The 21,055-nt window shown below is 42.2% G+C and carries 14 protein-coding genes and 1 pseudogene; 8 read left to right on the top strand and 7 right to left on the bottom strand.

Annotated features, from left to right (window positions below; translation table 11 throughout):
* Positions 1–68: 68 nt before the first annotated feature.
* The 3 genes from ACH59B_RS24410 to ACH59B_RS24400 all read right to left on the bottom strand — a co-directional run bounded on the left by ACH59B_RS24410 (position 69) and on the right by ACH59B_RS24400 (position 8,440).
* Positions 69–3,659: a family 14 glycosylhydrolase gene (locus ACH59B_RS24410; RefSeq protein WP_404302904.1), complete on the bottom strand. Its 3,591-nt coding sequence runs from the start codon at positions 3,657–3,659 to the stop codon at positions 69–71.
* Positions 3,660–3,941: 282 nt separating this feature from the next.
* Entirely contained in the window at positions 3,942–6,200 is a 2,259-nt protein-coding gene (locus ACH59B_RS24405; RefSeq protein ID WP_404302902.1) for an alpha-glucuronidase family glycosyl hydrolase, read from the bottom strand.
* A gap of 41 nt (positions 6,201–6,241) precedes the next feature.
* Entirely contained in the window at positions 6,242–8,440 is a 2,199-nt protein-coding gene (locus ACH59B_RS24400) for a glycoside hydrolase family 52 protein (protein ID WP_263560933.1), read from the bottom strand.
* 166 nt (positions 8,441–8,606) lie between these two features.
* Here ACH59B_RS24400 and ACH59B_RS24395 point away from each other — a divergent pair, with 166 nt between their 5' ends.
* The 8 genes and pseudogenes from ACH59B_RS24395 to ACH59B_RS24360 all read left to right on the top strand — a co-directional run bounded on the left by ACH59B_RS24395 (position 8,607) and on the right by ACH59B_RS24360 (position 16,971).
* Positions 8,607–9,551 carry an AraC family transcriptional regulator gene (locus ACH59B_RS24395; RefSeq protein ID WP_016822655.1) on the top strand — a complete coding sequence of 315 codons (945 nt, stop codon included), beginning with the start codon at positions 8,607–8,609 and terminating at the stop codon, positions 9,549–9,551.
* 85 nt (positions 9,552–9,636) lie between these two features.
* A pseudogene (locus ACH59B_RS24390) lies at positions 9,637–10,170 on the top strand (SDR family oxidoreductase); the annotation flags it as partial.
* Positions 10,171–11,272: 1,102 nt separating this feature from the next.
* Positions 11,273–11,446, top strand: coding sequence for a sublancin family glycopeptide (locus ACH59B_RS24385; protein ID WP_113050120.1), 174 nt, complete (start codon positions 11,273–11,275; stop codon positions 11,444–11,446).
* Between the two features lie 409 nt (positions 11,447–11,855).
* On the top strand, positions 11,856–13,979 hold the full coding sequence (locus tag ACH59B_RS24380; protein WP_164964383.1) for a peptidase domain-containing ABC transporter: 2,124 nt from the start codon (positions 11,856–11,858) through the stop codon (positions 13,977–13,979).
* Positions 13,976–14,398 (top strand): thioredoxin family protein, encoded by a 423-nt coding sequence (locus ACH59B_RS24375; RefSeq protein WP_404302898.1) that lies wholly within the window; start codon positions 13,976–13,978, stop codon positions 14,396–14,398. The genes ACH59B_RS24380 and ACH59B_RS24375 overlap by 4 nt, the downstream gene beginning before the upstream one ends.
* Positions 14,398–15,675, top strand: coding sequence for a SunS family peptide S-glycosyltransferase (locus ACH59B_RS24370; RefSeq protein WP_164964385.1), 1,278 nt, complete (start codon positions 14,398–14,400; stop codon positions 15,673–15,675). Before ACH59B_RS24375 ends, ACH59B_RS24370 begins: the two co-directional genes overlap by 1 nt.
* Before the next feature lie 249 nt (positions 15,676–15,924).
* On the top strand, positions 15,925–16,332 hold the full coding sequence (locus tag ACH59B_RS24365; RefSeq protein WP_113050073.1) for a disulfide bond formation protein B: 408 nt from the start codon (positions 15,925–15,927) through the stop codon (positions 16,330–16,332).
* Between the two features lie 381 nt (positions 16,333–16,713).
* The gene (locus tag ACH59B_RS24360) at positions 16,714–16,971 is read left to right on the top strand and encodes a hypothetical protein (protein ID WP_025715709.1); all 258 of its coding nucleotides are present in this window, start codon (positions 16,714–16,716) and stop codon (positions 16,969–16,971) included.
* Between the two features lie 471 nt (positions 16,972–17,442).
* Here the strand turns inward: ACH59B_RS24360 and ACH59B_RS24355 are convergent, their stop codons facing one another.
* The 4 genes from ACH59B_RS24355 to ACH59B_RS24340 all read right to left on the bottom strand — a co-directional run bounded on the left by ACH59B_RS24355 (position 17,443) and on the right by ACH59B_RS24340 (position 20,888).
* A complete protein-coding gene (locus ACH59B_RS24355) occupies positions 17,443–18,345 on the bottom strand; it encodes an AraC family transcriptional regulator (RefSeq protein ID WP_113050071.1) in 903 nt (300 codons plus the stop codon).
* A 561-nt stretch (positions 18,346–18,906) separates the two neighbouring features.
* A complete protein-coding gene (locus ACH59B_RS24350; protein ID WP_164964386.1) occupies positions 18,907–19,254 on the bottom strand; it encodes a KGG domain-containing protein in 348 nt (115 codons plus the stop codon).
* 135 nt (positions 19,255–19,389) lie between these two features.
* The gene (locus ACH59B_RS24345; RefSeq protein ID WP_058711032.1) at positions 19,390–20,151 is read right to left on the bottom strand and encodes an ABC transporter permease; all 762 of its coding nucleotides are present in this window, start codon (positions 20,149–20,151) and stop codon (positions 19,390–19,392) included.
* The gene (locus ACH59B_RS24340; protein ID WP_164964387.1) at positions 20,148–20,888 is read right to left on the bottom strand and encodes an ATP-binding cassette domain-containing protein; all 741 of its coding nucleotides are present in this window, start codon (positions 20,886–20,888) and stop codon (positions 20,148–20,150) included. Before ACH59B_RS24340 ends, ACH59B_RS24345 begins: the two co-directional genes overlap by 4 nt.
* Between the last annotated feature and the right edge of the window lie 167 nt (positions 20,889–21,055).

Below are 21,055 nucleotides of genomic sequence, written 5' to 3'. Positions count from 1 at the left end.
TTTTTTAGTATATCCTTCTATAACTTATTTTAGCACATCTGAATAATCAATGTAACTGAATGTGACTGTTACTTGGTGAAAACTTTAACTTCCTTTGGAGCGAGAGTTACGGTGATCGAGCCGTTGTTAATCTGAACGGAGTCGTTGCTCAGCTGGTTAGTCAGGCGGGTTCCGTTGGACAGATTATCGAAGTTGCCAATTGTGCGGGTTTGGCTATTCCAGGAGTTGTTGATAAATACAATGGCCTCGTCGCCATTTTTAGAGCGCTGGAAACTGTAAAAGGAGTCGTCCACCCATTTTTCCCTTTGGCTACCGTTTTGCAGAGCAGGGTGGTTGTTGCGCACATAGTTCAGCTTAGCGATGTACTGATACAGGTCATGGTTGGCGTTGAAATTCATATTCTCCCGATTGGCGGGATCATCTCCGCCACTATAGCCTTGCTCTGTGCCTTGGTAGATAATTGGAATCCCGCGAGATGTCAGAGTAAAGCCCAAAGCGGCCTTGAGCTGTGGCCATTTGTCATAGTTAGCACCCGGCTTGCCGGAGGCGTCATTCAGGAAACGTTTTACATCATGATTGTCGATAAATACACCGTTGGTCTGGGCATCGCGATAGTAACGATCATCGGAGTAGCGCTCCTTGATTTTTCTCATGGATTGATCGTGTCCGAATACGTCCTTGATTGTATAATACATCGGAAAATCTAATGCGGCATCGAGATACCGGGTGTAATCCCCCACATAAGCAGGGTCGCCATGGAAAATTTCACCCATGGTGAAGGTATTGGCGGCTTGGTCAAAATCCTTTAGAAAACCCTTCGGTACATGCTTGACAGTATCCAACCGCAGTCCATCGATGCCTGTCTCATTAAGCAGCCATTTGATCCAGTTTTTAAGCTCGTTTGCGGTAGCGGGGTTTTCATGATTTAGGTCATCCAGTCCAGCTACATCACCATTTTCGATTTTCCATTGATTGTTGGAGTTGTAGTCCCCGTCTGTAATGTCACCATTGTGATGATACCAGTCTGCTTTGTCAAAAGGAGCCTTGGCAAACCCGTTCCCCGGTTGGAAATCACCTGTGTGATTCACAACTACGTCCAGCATCACAGCAATATTTTTGTCATGTGCCTTGCGAACCAGCTCTTGGAGCTTGTCCATTGTTCCGAGATGCCCATCTACTGCATAAAAATCATACGTATGATAGCCGTGGTAAGCGTATTCACTCTTTTGCATCGTTACTGGAGTAATCCAGATCGCGGTAAACCCCATATTTTTAATGTAGTCGAGTTTGTTAATAATACCTTGAAAATCGCCACCATGCCACTTGCGCTGATCACTGTTGTTGGAATTGAAGCCACCGTAGTTATCATTGGATGGATCACCGTTGCTGAAACGATCTGTCATGATAAAATAAATGCTCTGTTTGCTCCAGTCTGTGCTGAGGGAGGTGGGCTTGGAGAGGGTACCCAGATCCATAGGGGTGAAGACGCCCGAAGGCGCCTCCGTTTGAGCTGTTACTTCAACTCCGTTAGAGTTGGGTGCGTAGGTAGAAGTGCTTACGTTTAAGGATACACCTGAAAGTTTTTCTGTTTGGATAGGTCCTGTAACTTCGTTGAGGTCGGTTGCGTAGGTGGAAGTCACTACGCTGAGGACACTCCCTGAAGGTGCCCCTGTTCGGATAGTTCCTGCGGCTCCGTTAGAGCCGGGTGTGTAGGTAGAAGTGCCAGTGCTGAAAAGGTAGTTCTTCGTGTTATTGCTGTCCCAACTGTTATTGCCGTCAGTAAAAGCAGCTTCCAATTGGGAGGCAGTGCCGATATCGACGGTAATTTTAGCATAGCCGCTAATCTCGGCGTCCTGCATTTTCACGCCAGGCACAGCAGTCCAGTTACCGCCAGCCGGACGGTAGTGAATGTAAGGTGAGTTGAAGCCTTTTTTGTAGTATACCGTTACTTTGTTAGCTGTACCGCCGCCATCCCCGGGATTTGTGCCCGCTGGAGCGCCTGATGTAATCGTTCCTGCATTGCCGCTGTTACCAGGCGTGTAGGTAGAAGTGCCTGTACTGAACGAGTAGTTTTTGGTGTTGTTGCTGTCCCAGTTGTTATTGCCGTCGTTAAAGGCGGCTTCCAATTGCGAGGCAGAACCGATATCGACGGTAATTTTAGCATAGCCGCTAATTTCGGCATCCTGCATTTTCACACCAGGTGCAGCAGTCCAGCTACCACCAGCCGGACGGTAGTGAATGTAAGGCGAGTTGAAGCCTTTTTTATAGTATATCGTTACTTTGTTGCCTGTACCGCCATTGTTGTCAGGCTTGGCTTTGCTGATGATATATTGTTTGAATCCACTCAACTCACCGGTTGGTGAGCCGTCATTGTTGACGAGATTGCTGATGCGCAATAACGTAAACCCATGATAACCGAACTTCGTGATTTTCTCCTCGATTTTTTGGAAGCCGCTGCCGCCTGTCGGGAGTGCATTTTCACCATTCAGGCGAACACCCTTGGCATTCGCGATGGAGGAGACGGTATCAACCAAGGTGGACGGCAACGAATAATTCGGTGCTGTGCCACTGTCACTCATCTCCAGGCAAGTAAATGTCAAGTCTAGATCGGCATCCTTGAACTTCTGAATGAGACGGTTGTAATCATAATATCCACCTGCTTGTTCTGTGCTGTGCGGCATGGCAGGATTGTTCATCTGCCAGTGCAGACCGGAAATTTTGGCCCCAATCCGGACACCAAACACAGAATCGAAGTTCTTGTGGGCAGCTGCTCCGATGACACCTAGATGCTTCTCAAGCACACTTTGGTACCACGACAGAAAATCCTTTCCATACGCGGAATTATACCCGCCGTTCGTGTAAAATCCATCCCCGTCGGTCGGTGGATTGATTTGGCTAAGGCTGGTAAGCTTGGTGCCCCAAGCAGTATTAATCTTGTCCAATGATCCGTACTTGTCATTCATAGCTGTACGGAATGCATTTTTGGCTGTTTCAGTATAGGCTTGGAACTTGCCCCGTCCCGGGTAACTCCAGCCCGCTGCCGGGTAGTAGGACGGATAGCGCAATTCCCCGGAAGGACCGCCGCTTAAATAAATTTTGGGAATGATACTTTTATACCCGGCAAAGTTTTGAGCGAATGAGGCATACAACTCGTCATATTGTTTGCCAGTCCCGCTCCACAATGGGGAAAGGGCTTCGTTATTGGCATAGCCGCTTTCGTCCTTGAACTGCATTTCATCTGCACTGCCCTTGCTTGACAGCCAGCTTGGCAGTGGGATGTTGCAATCATCTCCCACATTTCCTCCACACTTATGCGTAGAGATAATAGGAACCCACTTCAGTCCCGCTTCTTTCACGGCATTTGCATAGGTTTTGTAGTAACTCCAATCGAACTGGTTATCTCCTGCACTTTCTACATAGCCCCACCAGACGTCGGTAGTGATGGCATATACGCCATTGTTTTTCAACGTTTGTAGCTGCTTTTTAAAGGAACCCCAGTCATTGATTTTCGCCAGCGGTCCCATAACGGAAGCTTGAAAATCATCTGCAACCGCAGCGCTCGCCGTATTAGAGGGTGAGCCAATGAAGGCGGTCAGAGACAGCACAAGGCTTAGTAGAAGCATACACCCTTTTTTCCATAGACTTCGATACAAGGTCAAACCGATCATCCTCCCCAAAAGCATAGTCTAATTCGACAACATTTTGTAAACGTCTACAAAAATAGTATAGAGCAAGCGGTTGCATAAAAAGAAGAATTTATTGCACACTCAAGGTGGACAAATATGACATTTTGCGTTAGCAACCGTGTGCTTAAATTAGACCAGGCAAAAAAAGACACAGGTCTGAATAAGACGCGTGTCTTTTATAGATAGTAAATTCCCGTAATAAAATAAGGAAAGAAAATCTCAGTGTGTATGCAACTATTGCATGAGACAACCTTCTTAATAGATAGGACGATTTTTTTCGTCGGGAATACCACTTTTACGATAAAAATACGTATTGATTCGATCCCGCCATTCCTTGGCGTGCTCAGCCTGATGCTCTAGTCGCGCCAGCACCTGTTCATACACCCTTTCATTTATTTGCTCACGCAGACTAACCCATGTATCTCGGAGATGGGCCGCACGTTCTGCACCTTCAAAATGAGTATCATAAATATGCTGTATGACCGTTTGGCCAGAGTGAAGCATGTGCGTATAAGGGACGTGGTGAAAGAATAAGAGCAGTTCATCCGGACAGGTGTCTGTAGACTCGTAGATCCCGGCAACAGGAGGAAAATATTGTCCTGCATAGCCCGTTCCAGTTGCAGTCGTCCGATCTACCCCGATCCCCCAGCAATCGGCAAAATGGTAGGTGCCCCACATCGAATATTCATATCCATCAACATCCGGCCCATAGTGGTGATTGGGACTGACCATCCAGCCGACCCCCAGAGGGGCGGTATAGGACTCATAGATATTCCAAGAATCGAGCAGCATCTGCTTAATGGTAGGAATCAACTCTGTATCATCGTCATCCTTACCTTTATTGCTAAATGTTAGCCGAACCCATTCATCCGCGATTTCATCTGCGGATAGATCCGGGTTCCATGCCAACCGGCCGTAGCCGTAAAGATTGGACTGGGCGAGCAAATGCCCGGTCCAATTGGTGTCTGCACCAATATTGGAAACAGCGGCTATTCCAAAGTTGTTGTGCTTGGGAACATGATGTGTTGGCTCCTTCTGGAAACTACCGCTGTTTGCATGGACCATAGCTTTCCCACGACGAGAATCAGAACGGCTGTTGCTATGCAAAACACCACTTACGATACGCTTGATGGTGGAGCCTTTTCCCTGTGCGTAGGTGTCAAAATCGAGCACTTCCTTCCATTGCGGAACCAGATAACATAGATGCTTTTGTTGTCCGGTATACTCCTGCGCAATTTGAAATTCCAGCAGTACCTGAGTGGCTTCCAGCGCGCCGAATAGGGGGGATACAGGCTCTCGCACTTGAAAATCCATCGGGCCATTTTTAATCTGTAAAATGACATTTTCCCGGAACAGTCCATCCAGTGGTTTAAAATGGTCAAAGGCCGCGCGAGCCCGATCCGTCTTGCGGTCACGCCAGTCCTGTTTGCAGTCGTAGACAAAGCAGCGCCAAATCACACGCCCGCCATAGGGCCGTAGCGCATCCGCCAGCATGTTGGCTCCATCGGCGTGATGGCGCCCATAGCTGAAGGGCCCGGGCCGATTTTCAGAATCGGCCTTGACCACAAAACCACCCAGATCGGGAACTGCTGCGTAAACCTCCTGTGCTTTGGTCTGCCACCATTCAGCTACACCGGGATCCAGAGGATCGGCTGTGGTTAATCCACCGAGCTGAATCGGGCTGGCATAGTTAATGCTCAAGTAGATTTGGATACCATAGGCGCGAAATACGGCTGCTACTTTGGCTACATCAGGTAAAAACCGATCTGTGATCAGCTCAGTTTCTACCTGATGGACATTCACATTGTTAATGGATAACGCCTGAATGCCTACAGAAGCGAGTAGACGGGCATAGTCTCGAAGGCGCTCCATATTTGTAGTAAAGGTATTATGGTTGTAGAAAATAGATGCCCCGGCATATCCACGTTCAACACTACCATCCATGTTATCCCAGTGGTTGATCATGCGAATGGAGTTACCCGGATTAGACAGCAGGTCTAGAGTGGGAGCGTGCAATGATTCCCCGGCAGTGGGCTTCAGATTGCCGTCTAGTCCTCCTTGCAGGTAGCGCAGCAAATGAAAGACTCCGTACAATACTCCTTTGGAGGTCTGACCCGCGACTGTAACGCACTGTCCTTTGATATCATCGTGATCTTGCCCAGTTGAATCTGCAAGTTTCGGCACTTCTACTCCACGAATTCGGTAGCCTTCTGCGCTCACTTCTGCCTGTTCTTCTGCACTAAACCGTTCTGCGACACATGGATGGTCCTGGAACGTACCCAGCGCAACGAATGGTACATGGACAGGAGCGGTACTTATCTTCGGCTGCTGTCCGAACATGGCAGCCAATCCTTGCCGAAGCTCACTCGCAGCCGTCTGAAGCACTTCATCATCTGTTTCATGAACTACGATGACTCTGCACCAAGCAGGCATCTTTTCTACAAATTGGTCGCGATGGTAGTGCAACCAAGCGTCATAGCCGCTCTCGCTTGGCATATTCATCCGCTTGCTCATATTATTTGGGCCTCCTTTGGACGAGTGAGGGTTCGTTCGTCTCAGGCATGCTGCTTCTCATCTTGACTCATATGCTGAGGGAGGGTAAACCGATTCCCTTTGCCTTCATACAGCCACAAAATAGCGGTAACCCCGCGTGGGTAATATTTGCTGCCGTGGGCAATACCGGAGAGCATTTGGTCGCTCCAGCACCAATAGGATTCTTCAGGATGGAGGAGCCATGAGACATGGGCTGCGTCAGCCGCCTGCCCCGTTTCCTGCCAAGGCAGCTCCAGTAGCTCACGAGCAATAAACTGTGCCAGATAGATTTTGCTTAACCAGGAGTTGTTACTGGTCGAGGATAGCTTCCAGCCTCCGTCTTCAAATAGACAAACTCCTGGTACCAGTACGGTTTGCAAATGGCGTCGAAGTGCCTGGATATATTCACCGAACCGCCCATCACTCTTAAGCGCATCTTCACATCCTGTAAAATAGGGGAAGATCAGCCCCTCAATGGCAGGAATGATTTGCGAGTCGTTGCCTTCCTTAATGACTGCAGGAATATAGCCCTTGTCAGTCATGTGAGTGGTGATTGAAGCTGCGCATTTGTCTGCCTGTAAGCCAGCTTCCTGTGAAAGGGAGTTAAGCCCCTTTGAGGCAAATATCTTTTCAAGCGCAACATATACCGCCCAGCATTTGCTGCCTAAATAAATGTTATTGCGGGACTGACCCAAGGATACATCTAGACTATCGTAAGTCGTAATTTCTGCGCCTCCCTGGGTTCTTGAGCTATCCAGGCCCATTAAGCCGTTTCGCTGTGCCGGATCTGGATGATCCCGCCGCAGCATGCTTTCGAAGCAGTCGCACAAGACAGGCAGCATACGTGTCGTAAATGACTGATCCTGTGTCTGCTCGATATATACCGTGGCGCAGCAAAGCCAGTTCATCAGTTCCTCGTGGCTCATGTAAGAGAAGCAGTCGTCAATCCCTGCCAGCTCATAACAGGAATACCCTTGCCGGGAGAACACATTGGCCACGCCCATATCATGTGTAAACGTGATCCCACCGGGATAGGCCTGTTCCTCCCCCGGGAAGCGTACTTCATCCCGATAGCTGTACCGTTGGACAAACCACTCCAGCTCGTTGCGCACCGTCCATGGATTCAAAATCAATTCATAATAAAGCTGGTCTGCCGTCAGATCGAGTGTATTCATCATTCGGTACTCGCCTTCATTCACAATCCAGATTGGTTCGCCATCCTCTTGCTGACTGAGCAATTGGGTGCTGCCGTAATAGCTGTGAATGGCCTGAGCGAGCATAAATTTCTGATCCAGACTCAAGCTCGCCGATTCGATCCAGTCGTTCGCCTGAACACAGGCTGCGGTTAGGTTGGTAAAATGCTTCAACGCATAGCTTCCCACGTCTTCAATATCCTTGAACAGCCGGGTATAGTAATATGATGCTTCAATGCCTGTTGTCACAATGCCGCCGCGATAAAAGCATATAGCGAAGGCGTACGTGCGCTTCTCCCCTGCGGGAACGTCCATCAGGAGCGCACCCGTTGCACCTAAGCCAAAGGATAAGTTATCAGCCATGGCCTCCCCAAGTAGCTTCTCCATCGCAAATCCGCTGGCAGGTACCGCTTCGCTGCTGTTGGTCACAATAGCAGTGCTTCGTCCTTGGCCGATGCCTGTGAGTCTTTCCTTCAATCGGGTAGAATCCATAACGTCCCTGCGTGGATCTTCTCCTATAATGCGTATGCCGCTATACGGGTCACTGCCCTGGTAGCCGAAAAAGGCTCTCCGTGCAGCGGCACCCTGTGTATTATCGATCGTCAGCTCGGCAAATACAGCCGGAACCAACGCTGCCCGCAGCTCATCTATGCCCGCAATTCCCGGCTCGGGCACCGGGCGAACGGGGGAGTACAGCCGGAATGTCAAATCGCCTGCCTGCCATGTATCGGTTCCTGCTTTTAGCTCACGGGTGATGTCCTGATCGGCAAAGACAACGAGCAGAGGCTCCGTTTTTTTATCCTTTTTCTCCACATCATAGCGGGTACTTTCATCCTGTATGGATGCAAAAAAGGGAAGCGCCTCATACGATCCTCCATCCCTGGATTGCAGCCCGATGTATACATTTTCATCAGCAGGCTTGCCCAGTTCCAGGCCGAGTCCGCCGCGATTACCCTTAAACCCAAGTGTAAAGCTGGAGAATGAACCGATAGGTGCATGCTGCGTGTTATAAAATATATTTTTCGACATATAATGAAACCCCTTTCATAATAAAATTTAACATTGACTAGCTTCAATTAGAGCCTAGCATGACATGTGCCGAGGAACCATTGTCAAATCGCTCAACTATTTATCCAAATCGCGCTGGAAACGATATACTGAAGTATATCGATGTAAGTAAGCTAGGAGGGAAAACATGTCGTCACCACGTTTGCCAAAGCGACCCCATGATCCAAACCTTACGGTCGCCGGAGAGGAATTCTTTTTTCCCGATGTGCGGACTACGGTCAATCTGTTTGCCATTCATACGCGAAGTGTCGGAAGAGACTGGAGCTATCCGCCACATGAACATCCGCAATATGAAATTAACATCGTGCTTGCGGGAGAACAGATCATGGTTGTGGATGGTCGCAGCTTCATCCAGCGACAAGGTGATCTGATACTTTTGCGCCCAGGAATTGTCCACTCCAGCCGTAGTAACGGAGAGGGGTTTACGTATTTTTGCATGCATTTCGACATTGATGATAAATTGTTTCTTTCGCTCCTGAGTCGTTTGGAGCAAGTACTTTTTCCAGCGGATGGCACAGTAGCGAAGCAGATGGGACCAGCGCTAGGCAAGCTGCTCGGTCTTTCTGCGCTTGAGGACAAAGGTATAGATGGTGATTCAGTGGCAAAGCGTATGCGGATTCAATCTGCTGTGTTCGAACTGTTCGCAACGTTGTGGGAGGCTGTATCCAGTGAAGCCGCTCATCTGCCAGGGCGTGGATATGTGCAGGCAGAGCTTGCCCATCAGATTGCAAGTCGTCTTCAGGGCAGGGTCAATCAGCCTTATAGACAGGCCGGCTCGTTGGAAAAACAGGATGGGATCGAGGGTATTTCATCCGAACTGGGTATTAGCGTATCTCATTGTAATCGTGTATTCCGTAGCGTTTTTGGCGTATCTCCGCGGGTGTATCTATCCGAGCTTGTCTTGCATGAGGCGAAGCTGCTGCTGGCTGATCCGCAATGGTCAGTGCAGCAAATTGCTGATTTGCTCGGCTATGGGGATATTGCACATTTTAGCAGGCAATTCAAACGCTGGGCCGGTCAGTCGCCGACATCCTACCGCAAGAATATAGCCCTTGAAAGTTCACCCGAATAAAAATATATATGCTTATAAAATAGTTGTAATACAATCCCCCATAGAGGAGATGATAATGATATGAATTTACATAAAGACTTTTTAATTGAACAATCAAAAAGAAGAGGAAGTACAGGCGTTTTTTGAAAGGGTCAGCGCTTTCGATCATTTGTTTACTCCAGGTGCGAGCTATACACGTGGTCCGATCACCATAGATACGGAAAAGGCGAAGACTCCATTCGAGGGGAAATTCTGGCCGCAGTATTTTGCTGCCAAGCATGCGGTACCGCATATCTCCAAGGATGGCTCAATCGTTCTTATGTCTGGAGCCTTCAGTCAACGGCCGATGGGATTTGGTGCTACATATGGAGCGGCTAACGGCGCGATTGAAAGTTTGGGCAAGGCGTTGGCGGTGGAGTTGGCTCCAGTACGGGTCAATGTGGTGTCTCCCGGCACGATCTGGCGGGACGGCCCCGAGGGGGAGCAGTGGGCGCAGGCTTTTGAAGAATACAAGGAAGTAACCTTGCTACGGCGAGTGGGGTATAATGAGGAAATCGCACATACGGTGTTGTACCTGATGACTAACAAGTTCACCACCGGAAGCGTGCTATTCCCGGATGGCGGTTATACGCTGATCTAATTTGTCTGGAAGCCAACGTGTACACGTCCACCAGCCCAATACACGCTTACAATGTGTTGGACTGGTTTTCTTTTTACAGGAGATGTAGCGGGATGGATCAGGTGGATTAAACTCTACAGATACTTCAAAAGCAGGCGCGCACGTCCATGACTGAGCTGGGCAAGGAGGTTGGACTTTTGGAAAAAAACAATCAACGTGGTAGAACGGTCATATTTGCCGCACTTCGTCCATAAATCCTCCAATCGGGGCATAGTTTATGCCATGATGGGCTTTCCCATTTTCCAGGTGAAACCACGGCATTATATCATGCAATCGTACCTTTATCCTCCATGCGCCGCACTCTTTCCGTTACAGTCAGCTGAGAAAACTAATACCGTACAAAATGCCAGAGAACAGCTTCAAGTGCTGGTCTTTTTTTTTTCAAATTGCTGTTTTTTGATGAAAAAACGATAATTCATATTTACACATGCCATCCTAGAATGAGTTTCATTAGGGGAATTTAAATGAAATGTAAGAAATGTTACATCAACAACTAGAGGCTGTAAAACAACAGTTTTATTATTTGTATAATTTTTCAAAAAAAGGTACTTCATTTAATGTATTTACAGTAGTGATTAGCTTCACAAAGACACCTTTTAGCTCAGAAGCTAACCAGTCTATCTAATCGGAAGGTAGCAATAATTGCCTTAGTCGATTCATCCAGAATTGTTTCTTATGGAACATAAATTATCAGATATAGAAATTGACTTCAAAGCGTGAGTACTATTGTCCTACTGGATTGATGGGGGGACAAAACTACAACTTATTGATTTTGTATCTTTAACCATTTTAAGTACTATGAAAACTCACGAAAGCAGCGAAGTACATAGTTACTTTATATTGCAGACCAGATTTATGATGTGCTCCCAAAAAGGCAGTCTATTTCCCTCTCTAATTTGATTAGTTTAGAAGTTTTTATTGTGTTGGAATAAAGGTCTACTACGAAACTTTTAGTTGTTAACCAAATTGTATGTTGCAGAAAAGAAAATTATGGTTTATAGTTTTACATATACTTCTAATATATTGATTAATTTTGAAGTATAACCAAAAGGAGGATGTTAAAATGGAGAGTTTAATGAAAGAACTAAATCTCGAAGAATTGGAAAAGTTAGAAGGAGGGGATGGATACACTAAGGCACAATGTGCCGCCTTCTTGGTTCAGTGTCTATCAGGGGGTACTATTGGATGCGGAGGTAATGGTGCATTTTGGTGCCAATTGTACCATGATTATTGCTAATAATTTAGTATAATCCAAATTTTCCAGGATGGGGGATAGAGATATTCCCCTCTTAAATGATCTTTTTAACGCTTTCACCTTACTTCGATCGGTTGAATTACTAGGATGGATTGTAAAACGAAGTGCGATATGTGCCGAAGAGTATGGAGTTTATTTCCTTACTTGTCAGAAGAGATTTGCAGAGTGGCTTAACCCAAAGACTGTGGACCGTTAAGGCAAACAGCAAAAGTGGTAAAAAACCGAAAATCGTTTCTAGTGGGTGCGTCTATTAGCTAAGGTTTAAAGAGGTCCGCTCCAGTATCACTCACAGATTTCCTTCGCGCTTGGTTTGACAATCCGTCATTTAAAGAAATAAAGCCTTAGAGTTTATCAACAAAAGAGGAAAGAATTAAGAGGGGGCTTGCGGTTAATGAAAGGGAAACTTCCACATATAAGGCAGAATAGCTATAACGATTGTGGGATAGCTTGCTTGAATTCTTTGTTAAAATTCTATGGATATAATTATCAGACTGATTATTTGCGTGATTTTTTAGTACAAAAAGATAGATACAGCTTACAAGACCTGATTTTTGTACTTAACAAATTAGGTATAAAAAAGGCTAAAGCATTTAAAATTAACAAAGTTAAATTCGAGAATGTCTTAAGTGAATTAAACAGACCAGTAATTGCGTTAATAGAGCAGGAAGAGAGAAATCATTTTGTTGTAGTTTACAATTCGAAGAAAAAGTACTTAATTATAAGCGATCCGATGAAAGAAAGCATAATTAAACAAAGAATAAGTTCATTTAATGAAAGTTTTTCAGGAGTTATTCTTACTATTGATTCTGAATATACCAATCTCAATTTATTAAGAAAAGAAAAAGCTCAAACTAAAAAAAGTATATTTTTCGATATGATAATTGGTAACAAATGGAAAATATTAAGTGTGATATTTCTTTCCTTACTTGTTGTGATTTCCACAATCATTGGTTCACTTTATCTTAAATTTATAATTGATGCTGTTGTTCCAATGAATCTTGATGGGGTATTAAGCTTTATTACATTAATTTTTTTAGCAATAGGTATGTTTAGAGTTACTGCTGAGTATCTTAGAAACCATATTATCATTAGACTAAATTTAAAAGTAGAAAATAAATTAGTAAGTTTATTTTTTTTGAAAATTTTAAGATTACCAATACTTTTTTTCAAAAACCGAGAAAACGGCGAAGTTTTCTCCAGATATATTGATGGGTTAAATATCAAAGAAGCAATAGGAAACAATCTGATAGGTGCAATAGTTGACTTATTTATTTTAGTAGCAATAAGTAGTACATTGTTTTTTATAAATATGTCTATTTTTTTAATTATTTTAGTTACTTACTTATTGATAATTGGGCTTATATTTGTTTCATCAGAATTAATAGATAAAAGAAATAATGAATCAATTATATCTAATTCTAAGGCTTTCTCATTTCTGGTGGAACAATTTGGAAATATGCAAATTAACATTGCGTTAGGTTTAACTGAAAAAACAAAGGAAAAATTTGAAACAGTTTATAATAAGAAATTGGAAAGCGGCTATAGAGAATCTATTGTTTTTAATAATGCGAATTTTGTGAAAAATTTATTTTCGAATATTTTTTTTATCTCAATAATTTGGGTGAGTACAAAGCAAATATTTAACGATAACATAAGCTTAGGGTCGCTAGTGATGATAAGCACCCTTTCTAGTTTTTTATTACCTTCTTTAGATAGGTTAATAAGTAGTTACCTAATTATACGTAAATCGTTAATTTCCCTCCAAAGATATTCTGATATTATTAATTATCCAGAGGAAAATTACGGACAAGAGAGATTGGAACTTTTTAACTTTTTGACAATAAATGAATTTTCCTATGAATTAAATAGCAAAGACTATTTATTTGAGGATATCAATCTCTCCTTCAAGAAGGGGGATAAATTATTAATTATAGGAGATAGTGGAAGTGGGAAAAGCACTTTTGCCCAGTGTTTCGTTAGATTCAGAGACATTAAAGATTCTTCTATTTATATAAATGGACTTGATATAAATAAATATGATTTAAATAGTTTAAGAGAAAAGATTATTTATATCGACGAGTCGCCATATTTATTCAAGGGAACTCTAATGGAAAATCTCCAAGTGAGAGAAAATATTGATATGTCTCTAGTAATATCAATTTGCAAAATGTGTAAAATATATGAAACTATAAAAAAACTCCCTGGAGGATTTAATTATTATATCAATGAGAATGCAACAAATTTATCCACGGGACAGAAACAAAAGATTGCACTAGCTCGTGCCCTTTTGAAGGAACCAGACGTATTAATATTAGACGAGGCGCTATGTAATGTGGATTATAACAGTTTGCAAGTAATTGAAGAATTTCTTATAAAATCAACTCTAGGTATCATTTTTATAACCCATAATTATCAGCATTTAATGGATTTGGATAAAGTATATATCTTTAAAGAGAAGAAGTTAATGCCTCTGAAAAATGAGGAAACCGAAAAAACAAGAGGTGTACTGGCATGAAAGTAAAAAAAATCATCGTATTTGTTGGAATAATGATATTATCAATTGGTATTTTAATTTCAGTTTTAGGGGGAAACAATCTAGATAAACCTCCTTATCATAAAATAAATCTCAAGCAATACGAGGAATTTATCGATTCAAAAACCTCCTTTATTATGTATATCCATAAAACTAATTGTCCTGCATGTCAACAAATGAAACCTGTGGTTAAAAAGGTGATTGAAACGGGGAAAACTAATATGTATGCAATTAATTTAGATGAAAAAGATAATTACAATGTCTCTTTTCTAAAAGCAAATAGAATCGATAAAACTCCAACCCTAATAGTTTATGAGAAAGGAAAAGAAAAGAATCGCCTTGAAGGAATACAACCCCTAGGTAACATATATAAGCTTTTGAATTTGAAAGGAGCAAATTGATGAAGCTTTATGAACTTTATGATCTTTTGGTAAAAAACTATGAAACTTCCTCTATTAAAAAGGATATGGATTTAATCTTAAATATAGAGAAACAAAAATATAACCTTGATTTGACTAAATTCAAAGCAGAATATATCCAGAAATATGATACCTTACCAACTCCAAACATCACTTGTGGAATTTTAACTTTTAATGAAGAAAGATGCGTGGATAGATGTTTGAAAAGCGTGTATAACATTTTTGATGAGATTATCGTTTTAGACTCCTATTCAACTGATAGAACTGTCGAATTGATCAATGAAAGTTATCCTAAGGTTAAAGTTTATCAAGAGAAATGGAGAGACGATTTTTCATTTCATAGGAATAGGATAATGCAATTAGCAACAAAAGATTGGATATTTTTTATTGATGCTGATAATTGGTTGGAGAATAAAGAAACAAATTCTATTCCCCGTATAGCAAAGCTGATAGAATTTCTTAATATTGAATGTGTTGTAAGTCCTATAATAAAAGAATCAAATAACCATATTCATTACGATAATAGAAAAATGATAAAAATCTCAAGTGGCATAAAATATTATGGTTTAGTACATGAGGAGCCACTTCTTGAGAATAAACAAACTATTCCATATAATCTAACCTTAAAAGTTTTGTTGAATCATGATGGTTACGAGTCGAAAGCTGTAAATCAACAAGATAAAAACTTAAGAAACCTTACCCTTACACGAAAAATGATAGAGATTGATTCCCAAAATCCTAAGTGGTTTTATTTTCTGGCGAATGAGTTAAAGAATTACGACGAAATCCAAAATAAGTCTAAAGTTATAGAATTATTAGAGAATTCTATAAAAATGTATGAGGCTCATCCTAAACTGTATAGGCATCGATACCTGTTAGAATCAATTTTACTTCTAATTGAAGTATTATTTAACAACAAACAGTACTCTAAGATTGCAAAATATTTAGATAGATTAACAAGCATTGCTCCGAATAATGTAGATTCGAGTTACTATAAATCTTTGCTAATTATCGAAGATATGGATAAAAAAGTGGGAATTCTAATAGATCAACTTGAATTATTATTAGAGGGGGACAGAATAAGTTTTTTTAATTCAAGTAAAGATCAGATTAGATTTATAATTATATTAATGGCAATCCGTATTTTTGATTTAAAAAAATTAAGTATTCATTATAATAGTTTAACATCAGAAAAGATAAAAAAGCTAGTTGCTGATAATATTATGGGATTATCTAACTCTATAAATCCTAAAGTATAAGAAATGATTTTTCATTAAGATGAAATCCTTTTTTAGATTTATAAACAAAAAAAATCAGCATTTGATCATTATGAGGGAGGAAAAACTTTTTGCAACAATCAATTTATAGCATCGGTTGATCGTTTGTAGGTTTAGATATAAAAACCTCATTTCGTCATATGTATCAAAATAGGTAAGACTAAAAGTCATAACATATCAGTTGACTGAAATCTTAACTAAAGGAAAAGACCAGTAAGGGAAGTGCTATTAATGTTTAAAATATCCTATAAAGATTTTCTTTTAATTTGTATTTTTTTATCCCTACTAGCGGTAGTAGGAAGTTTATATTTTAGCATTATTCAAGGATACATTCCTTGTGATCTCTGTTGGTATCAGCGGATATTCATGTTCCCACTACCTGTAATTTGTATACATTCATTATTTCAAAATAATACAAAAAATGCTTCAGTGATTAGAACTTTAAGTTTCTGCGGCGTAATAATATCAAGTTACCAATATGTGATACAGTTACTAGGTGTTAAAAGTAATTTTTGCTCAATTCAAAGTGATTGTACCACAATTGTATTTTCGCTTTTTAATTTCATAACATTACCGCTACTTTCTTTTATTTCATTCATGCTAATAGTTATTCTGTCCTTTCTTATAAAGAAAACATAATATTTCAATTTAGAATTAAAGATTGTATCACTTGCTATTTTTTTCTATTATGATTAGTATTAAGCACTTTATGTCCTAAAACGAAAGGGACTATAACGAATTGTTAAGCGAAGTGCGATAGAACCTCTTTGGATGATGTAAAGAGAACTCTTTAAAGTACTATTATTGGTCTACTCTACGGGAAACTAACACTAATTTCTATGGCTTGTATAGCACAGCTTTTGGGTGAACTTCTTGTGAATTCCTGTAAGTAATTAATGATTCTCCTCGTAGAGGTGACCTGGGAGCTTCATTTTACACAAATCAGGCAATTAGCATTCCAGCAAGACATCGCATTTCGCTTTGCAATTTGTATAGAAAAAAATTTTAGGAGGAAACAGCATGTTGGGAATCGGTATAAAAAAGGAAAGTAATAATTTGGTTATTACTTGGCAGTTATCAAGGATAGAAGTATCTCTTGAGGATATTGAAGATGTTTCGTTTGATAACACTTATGCTGGACAGGAGAAAGATGCAATAAGAATAGGTACCCCTTATGCAACAACGGACAGGGTTGTAATTAAAACCAATTCAAAGACATATATTTTGTTTACTACAAATGGTCAAAATATTCTTAAAAAAATACAATCCTATCTTTAATTAGTTATTCATAAAAATACAGCATGATGTGGGCGGAGAATGATATTGCATTACTTCATGGGACATTATGATTTGCGTTGTACCCCCGTTACTCAAAATGAGAAATGGGGTATGTACCGTGTTTGTACATCTTATTTATTTTTAGCGAGTTTCAATTTTTCTAATCAAATGATCGATACTGTATCCAATGAGATACCAGAAACCTACCGTAGTAAAGTATACAACGGCTATAGGGATATGTGCTTTTCGCACAAATTGAAAGGATTCATACATCCAAACCAACGGGCTAATCATAGCCAATAGTATATTATAGTCGTCGTACCCCGTAAGATTTACAACAATAACTATACAAGAGACTAGGACCAGCCAAAAGCGAAAGGACTTCATTGACTATACTCCATTCCTTTAAAAAAGAAGCCGCGAGACGATTATCAGCAGCCTGAGATCGTGGCGGCTTCTAAGGATTTTTTACTACACTTCTTTTACAGGACGTAACACTGCGTAGCCGTATCCCTCAGGGAAATGCCGTTGATAATCCTGCTTCGTTTCCTCATCCCATGTATATCCCATACTGCGTGGGTCAAAGCTCCAAGCTTTTTCCTCCACCACTCTCATAACATCTCCATTGTTTTTTAAATAATGGAAGGGCGGGTGGAAAAACACCAGGTAATCTGATTCGGGGATGTTTCGGCACTCCATACCTGCTGGGATCTCTCCATTGTAGTCAGCAGCAACCGGTATTCCATACAGATAGCCCTTCTGACCATTCTGATAGAACCAGCCTGCAGTTTGACCTAATTGTCCGGGAAGCTTGAGGTGAGACATACTTTCCAGGGTTCCGCAAATTTCATCACAATTATGGCCGTTTCTCCAGAAATCGCCGTAGTTTCGAGAAGAGATATCCCAGATTCCAATAAATTTGTGTGCTGGTATATGCTCAATTTTGACTTCGGCTTCTTGTAAATGCTCCTTAACCATCTTATCCCGCTCCTTCAAATGGTAATGATAAGGAGAGAATACCTCGGCGCGAATGGCTAATGGAATAGGACGGGGCTCCTTCCGGTATACAGCCGGAGTTACCTCGAACGCTTTTACAAATGCTCGTGTAAAAGCTTCCTGTGAAGAAAACCCATACTTTATGGCAACATCGAGGATGCGGACATTGCTGTCCCGGAGTTCAAGGGCTGCTCGGCTAATCCTGCGCATCCACACGTAATCCCTTAACGTCATTCCTGTCAGAGAATGAAACTGTTTTGTACAGTAGTAAGGGGAGTAGCCTAACTGATTGGACATTCTCAACAATGATGGTGCTGAAGTAAGATTATTATCAATCCAATCAATCATAAGCTGGACCATTTCGTTCCATTCGTACACGGGGGTTCCCTCCTTTCGACTCCATCTTAGCAGCCAGGATGCACGAATATTTGACCTGAGTTGCATGCACACTTTTGTCTCGTTCTAGTTTACTCCTCTACATAACGGATATATGGGTGTTGAAAGTACCTTTGATCAGACACGAAATAATATTGTTCTCCTACAACCAGCGGAGGGACTATAGACTTTGAGGAAATATATAATTCTTTATATTCACCTCCGTTAGAAGCCTCACTCTGTATGACTAAGTAATCAACATTCGCGCACCACCCCATAATCCACGTAATAAGTAAGACGACAAGAGAAAAGAATCTGACTATTCCATTCTTTCATTTGTAATAATATATGTAGGATGGTTATTTAACCTGAATATGTATATTGTATGACGTATGATCGGATGTTGAAAGTGGTCTTTTGATAAAAGTAACTATTCACACAAAAAGCCTACCTACCGGAACACCGGCAGGTAGGCTTTTATAACATAAACATTCACTTACTTCGCATTCTATGCAGTCTGTGCCTTTGCGTTGCAACTGCACCGACAACGTATCCTAATCAATCTTAGTTATTTTTGCGTTGACGGGCGCGAGCTTCGCCGCCTTTGCGGCCTGCTTCTTCCCTGCTCATTTTCCCGTCGCTATCACTTTGGTCTGAATTGCCACGGGCTTCACCGCCCTTGCGACCGATTTCCTGATAGAACTCCTTGTCATGGTTTTTGGAAGTGGCTTCGCCGCCTTTTTCACCAATCTCCTGATAGAAGTCCTTGCCATGACTTTTGGAAGTGGCCTCGCCACCTTTTTCGCCGATCTCTTGGTAAAATTCTTTGTCGTGATTTTTAGCAGTAGCTTCTCCACCTAAACGTCCTGCCTCTTCGCGACTCATTTTGCCATTTTGGTTGTTGTTAGCCATGTTCAATCACTCCTCATCGAATTTTAGTAAAGCGTCTACGTGTATCTATTAACCCTCGTGTCAGGAATTAAACATGTCTATTTAATTTTGATAAATGGAAAATTATTGGTAAATAACTGGGTATACCCGTCTCTATTAGACTTCCCAGGACTCTGTGCGCAGTTGTTGCTGGCGGGTAAATAATGTCGGGTAAATGAACAGGCTGAGCAGCACGCTGGTCAAAATGGCAGAGGTCATGGTAGTGAATACGATGAGCAATTGCAAACGCACGGCGACAATTGGATTGGCGCCTGCAATGATTTGTCCGGTCATCATGCCGGGAAGCTGGACAAGCCCAAGTGTTTTCTGCCCCTCAATGGTTGGAATCATACTGGAACGTATACAATTCTTCAGTATAGGGAAGATGGCTTGTCTCGGTGTTCCTCCCAACGCGAGAATAAGCATGATTTCAGGCTTGCGCAGCAGGACTTCCGACTTGAGCCGCGATACCAGCAGACTGGACAAAATCATGGAGCTGCCAATGATCATGCCGCTAATCGGAATCATGTACCGGGCTGTCGCCGGAATGATATGCAGGCCAATTAGAAATGCCTGTGTAACGATTTCCACACACAGCAACGTCAGGAATGACTTCCACATGAGCCGGGGAATAAAACGTCCTTTGCGCGCAACATTTTGAGAAGCTACAGTGATCATGAGCAGAATGAATAACACGATAAATCCGTAGCTTTGCATCCCAAAAATCAAATGCAATACATATCCAATCACCAGTAGCTGAACGGATGCTCTGATCGTAGCAATAATAATATCTCGGTCCAGACCGAGTTTGAAGGACTTGGACATGACGATGGCGATAAATACAAAACCAAGAGAGAGAATCAAGGCAACAATCGTCATACCCATTCTCCTGCTACAAACCTGCGAGTTTCACTATGTTGTGGAGCGTTAAAAAACGTTTCCGTATCCGCTTGTTCTACCAGTCTTCCGTCGATCATCAGCCATGTTTCGTGGCCTACTCTGCGGGCTTGTTCCATATGGTGCGTAATCCAGATCATTGTTGTTCCCTCTTCTTTGTTCATTTGAAGCAGCAGTTCCTCAACCTCTTTGACTGAGGCGGGGTCCAGTGCAGAAGTAATCTCATCCAGTAGTAAAATATCCGGACGGTTCGCAAGCGTCCGTGCCAAGGCCAAGCGCTGTCTTTGTCCACCGGACAACTCCTGCGCCTTCTGTTCCAGCAGGTCACGGGTAAGCCCTACGCGCTCTAACAGGCCAACCGGATCTTCCAGTACCGTACCATGCAGCCGCTCTACAGTCTGGAGATTGTAGAGGACCGTCCCCTGAAGCATGGGAGCATCTTGAAAAACCAATGCTACCTTTCGTCTCAAATCAGGGATCTCCCACTCGGTTATAAGCTTGCCGAGGACGCTGACTTCTCCTTCATCCGATGTTAGCAAGAGATTGCACAATGAAAGCAGTGTGCTTTTACCAGAGCCTGACGGACCGACCAGTGTCGTGATTTTTCCGCGAGGGACCTTTGCTGTAATCCCGTTCAGGACAGCGCGTTGCTGCCCCGATCCAGTGAAATATTTGGTGACGTGATTGAATTCAATAGCTGATAGTGGCTGGGGTTTCATAGATATAGCTAGCTCTCCTTTGCAGGGAATCGGAAAAGATATCAGATCCGCTCTATAATCTCTTTGTATTATATCAGTAATATCCTATAGGCTCTTCTCTTAAAAAATCCGGAGGTTGGAACTGTTGCAAACGGTACTTTCTTTGTATAAACTAACAGGATTAGTTA

It is taken from the genome of Paenibacillus sp. DP01 (genome assembly GCF_044784315.1).
GTDB lineage: Bacteria > Bacillota > Bacilli > Paenibacillales > Paenibacillaceae > Paenibacillus > Paenibacillus polymyxa.
This window is presented reverse-complemented; position numbering and strand designations above follow the sequence as displayed.

Excerpts from the sequence above, each read along its gene's own strand:
- ACH59B_RS24340 (WP_164964387.1), bottom strand. The coding sequence starts at position 20,888 with ATGAAACCCCAGCCACTATCAGCTATTGAATTCAATCACGTCACCAAA.
- ACH59B_RS24405 (WP_404302902.1), bottom strand. The coding sequence starts at position 6,200 with ATGAGCAAGCGGATGAATATGCCAAGCGAGAGCGGCTATGACGCTTGG.
- ACH59B_RS24360 (WP_025715709.1), top strand. The coding sequence starts at position 16,714 with ATGTTGGGAATCGGTATAAAAAAGGAAAGTAATAATTTGGTTATTACT.
- ACH59B_RS24380 (WP_164964383.1), top strand. The coding sequence starts at position 11,856 with ATGAAAGGGAAACTTCCACATATAAGGCAGAATAGCTATAACGATTGT.
- ACH59B_RS24350 (WP_164964386.1), bottom strand. The coding sequence starts at position 19,254 with ATGGCTAACAACAACCAAAATGGCAAAATGAGTCGCGAAGAGGCAGGA.
- ACH59B_RS24365 (WP_113050073.1), top strand. The coding sequence starts at position 15,925 with ATGTTTAAAATATCCTATAAAGATTTTCTTTTAATTTGTATTTTTTTA.
- ACH59B_RS24400 (WP_263560933.1), bottom strand. The coding sequence starts at position 8,440 with ATGTCGAAAAATATATTTTATAACACGCAGCATGCACCTATCGGTTCA.
- ACH59B_RS24375 (WP_404302898.1), top strand. The coding sequence starts at position 13,976 with ATGAAAGTAAAAAAAATCATCGTATTTGTTGGAATAATGATATTATCA.
- ACH59B_RS24345 (WP_058711032.1), bottom strand. The coding sequence starts at position 20,151 with ATGACGATTGTTGCCTTGATTCTCTCTCTTGGTTTTGTATTTATCGCC.
- ACH59B_RS24395 (WP_016822655.1), top strand. The coding sequence starts at position 8,607 with ATGTCGTCACCACGTTTGCCAAAGCGACCCCATGATCCAAACCTTACG.
- ACH59B_RS24385 (WP_113050120.1), top strand. The coding sequence starts at position 11,273 with ATGGAGAGTTTAATGAAAGAACTAAATCTCGAAGAATTGGAAAAGTTA.
- ACH59B_RS24370 (WP_164964385.1), top strand. The coding sequence starts at position 14,398 with ATGAAGCTTTATGAACTTTATGATCTTTTGGTAAAAAACTATGAAACT.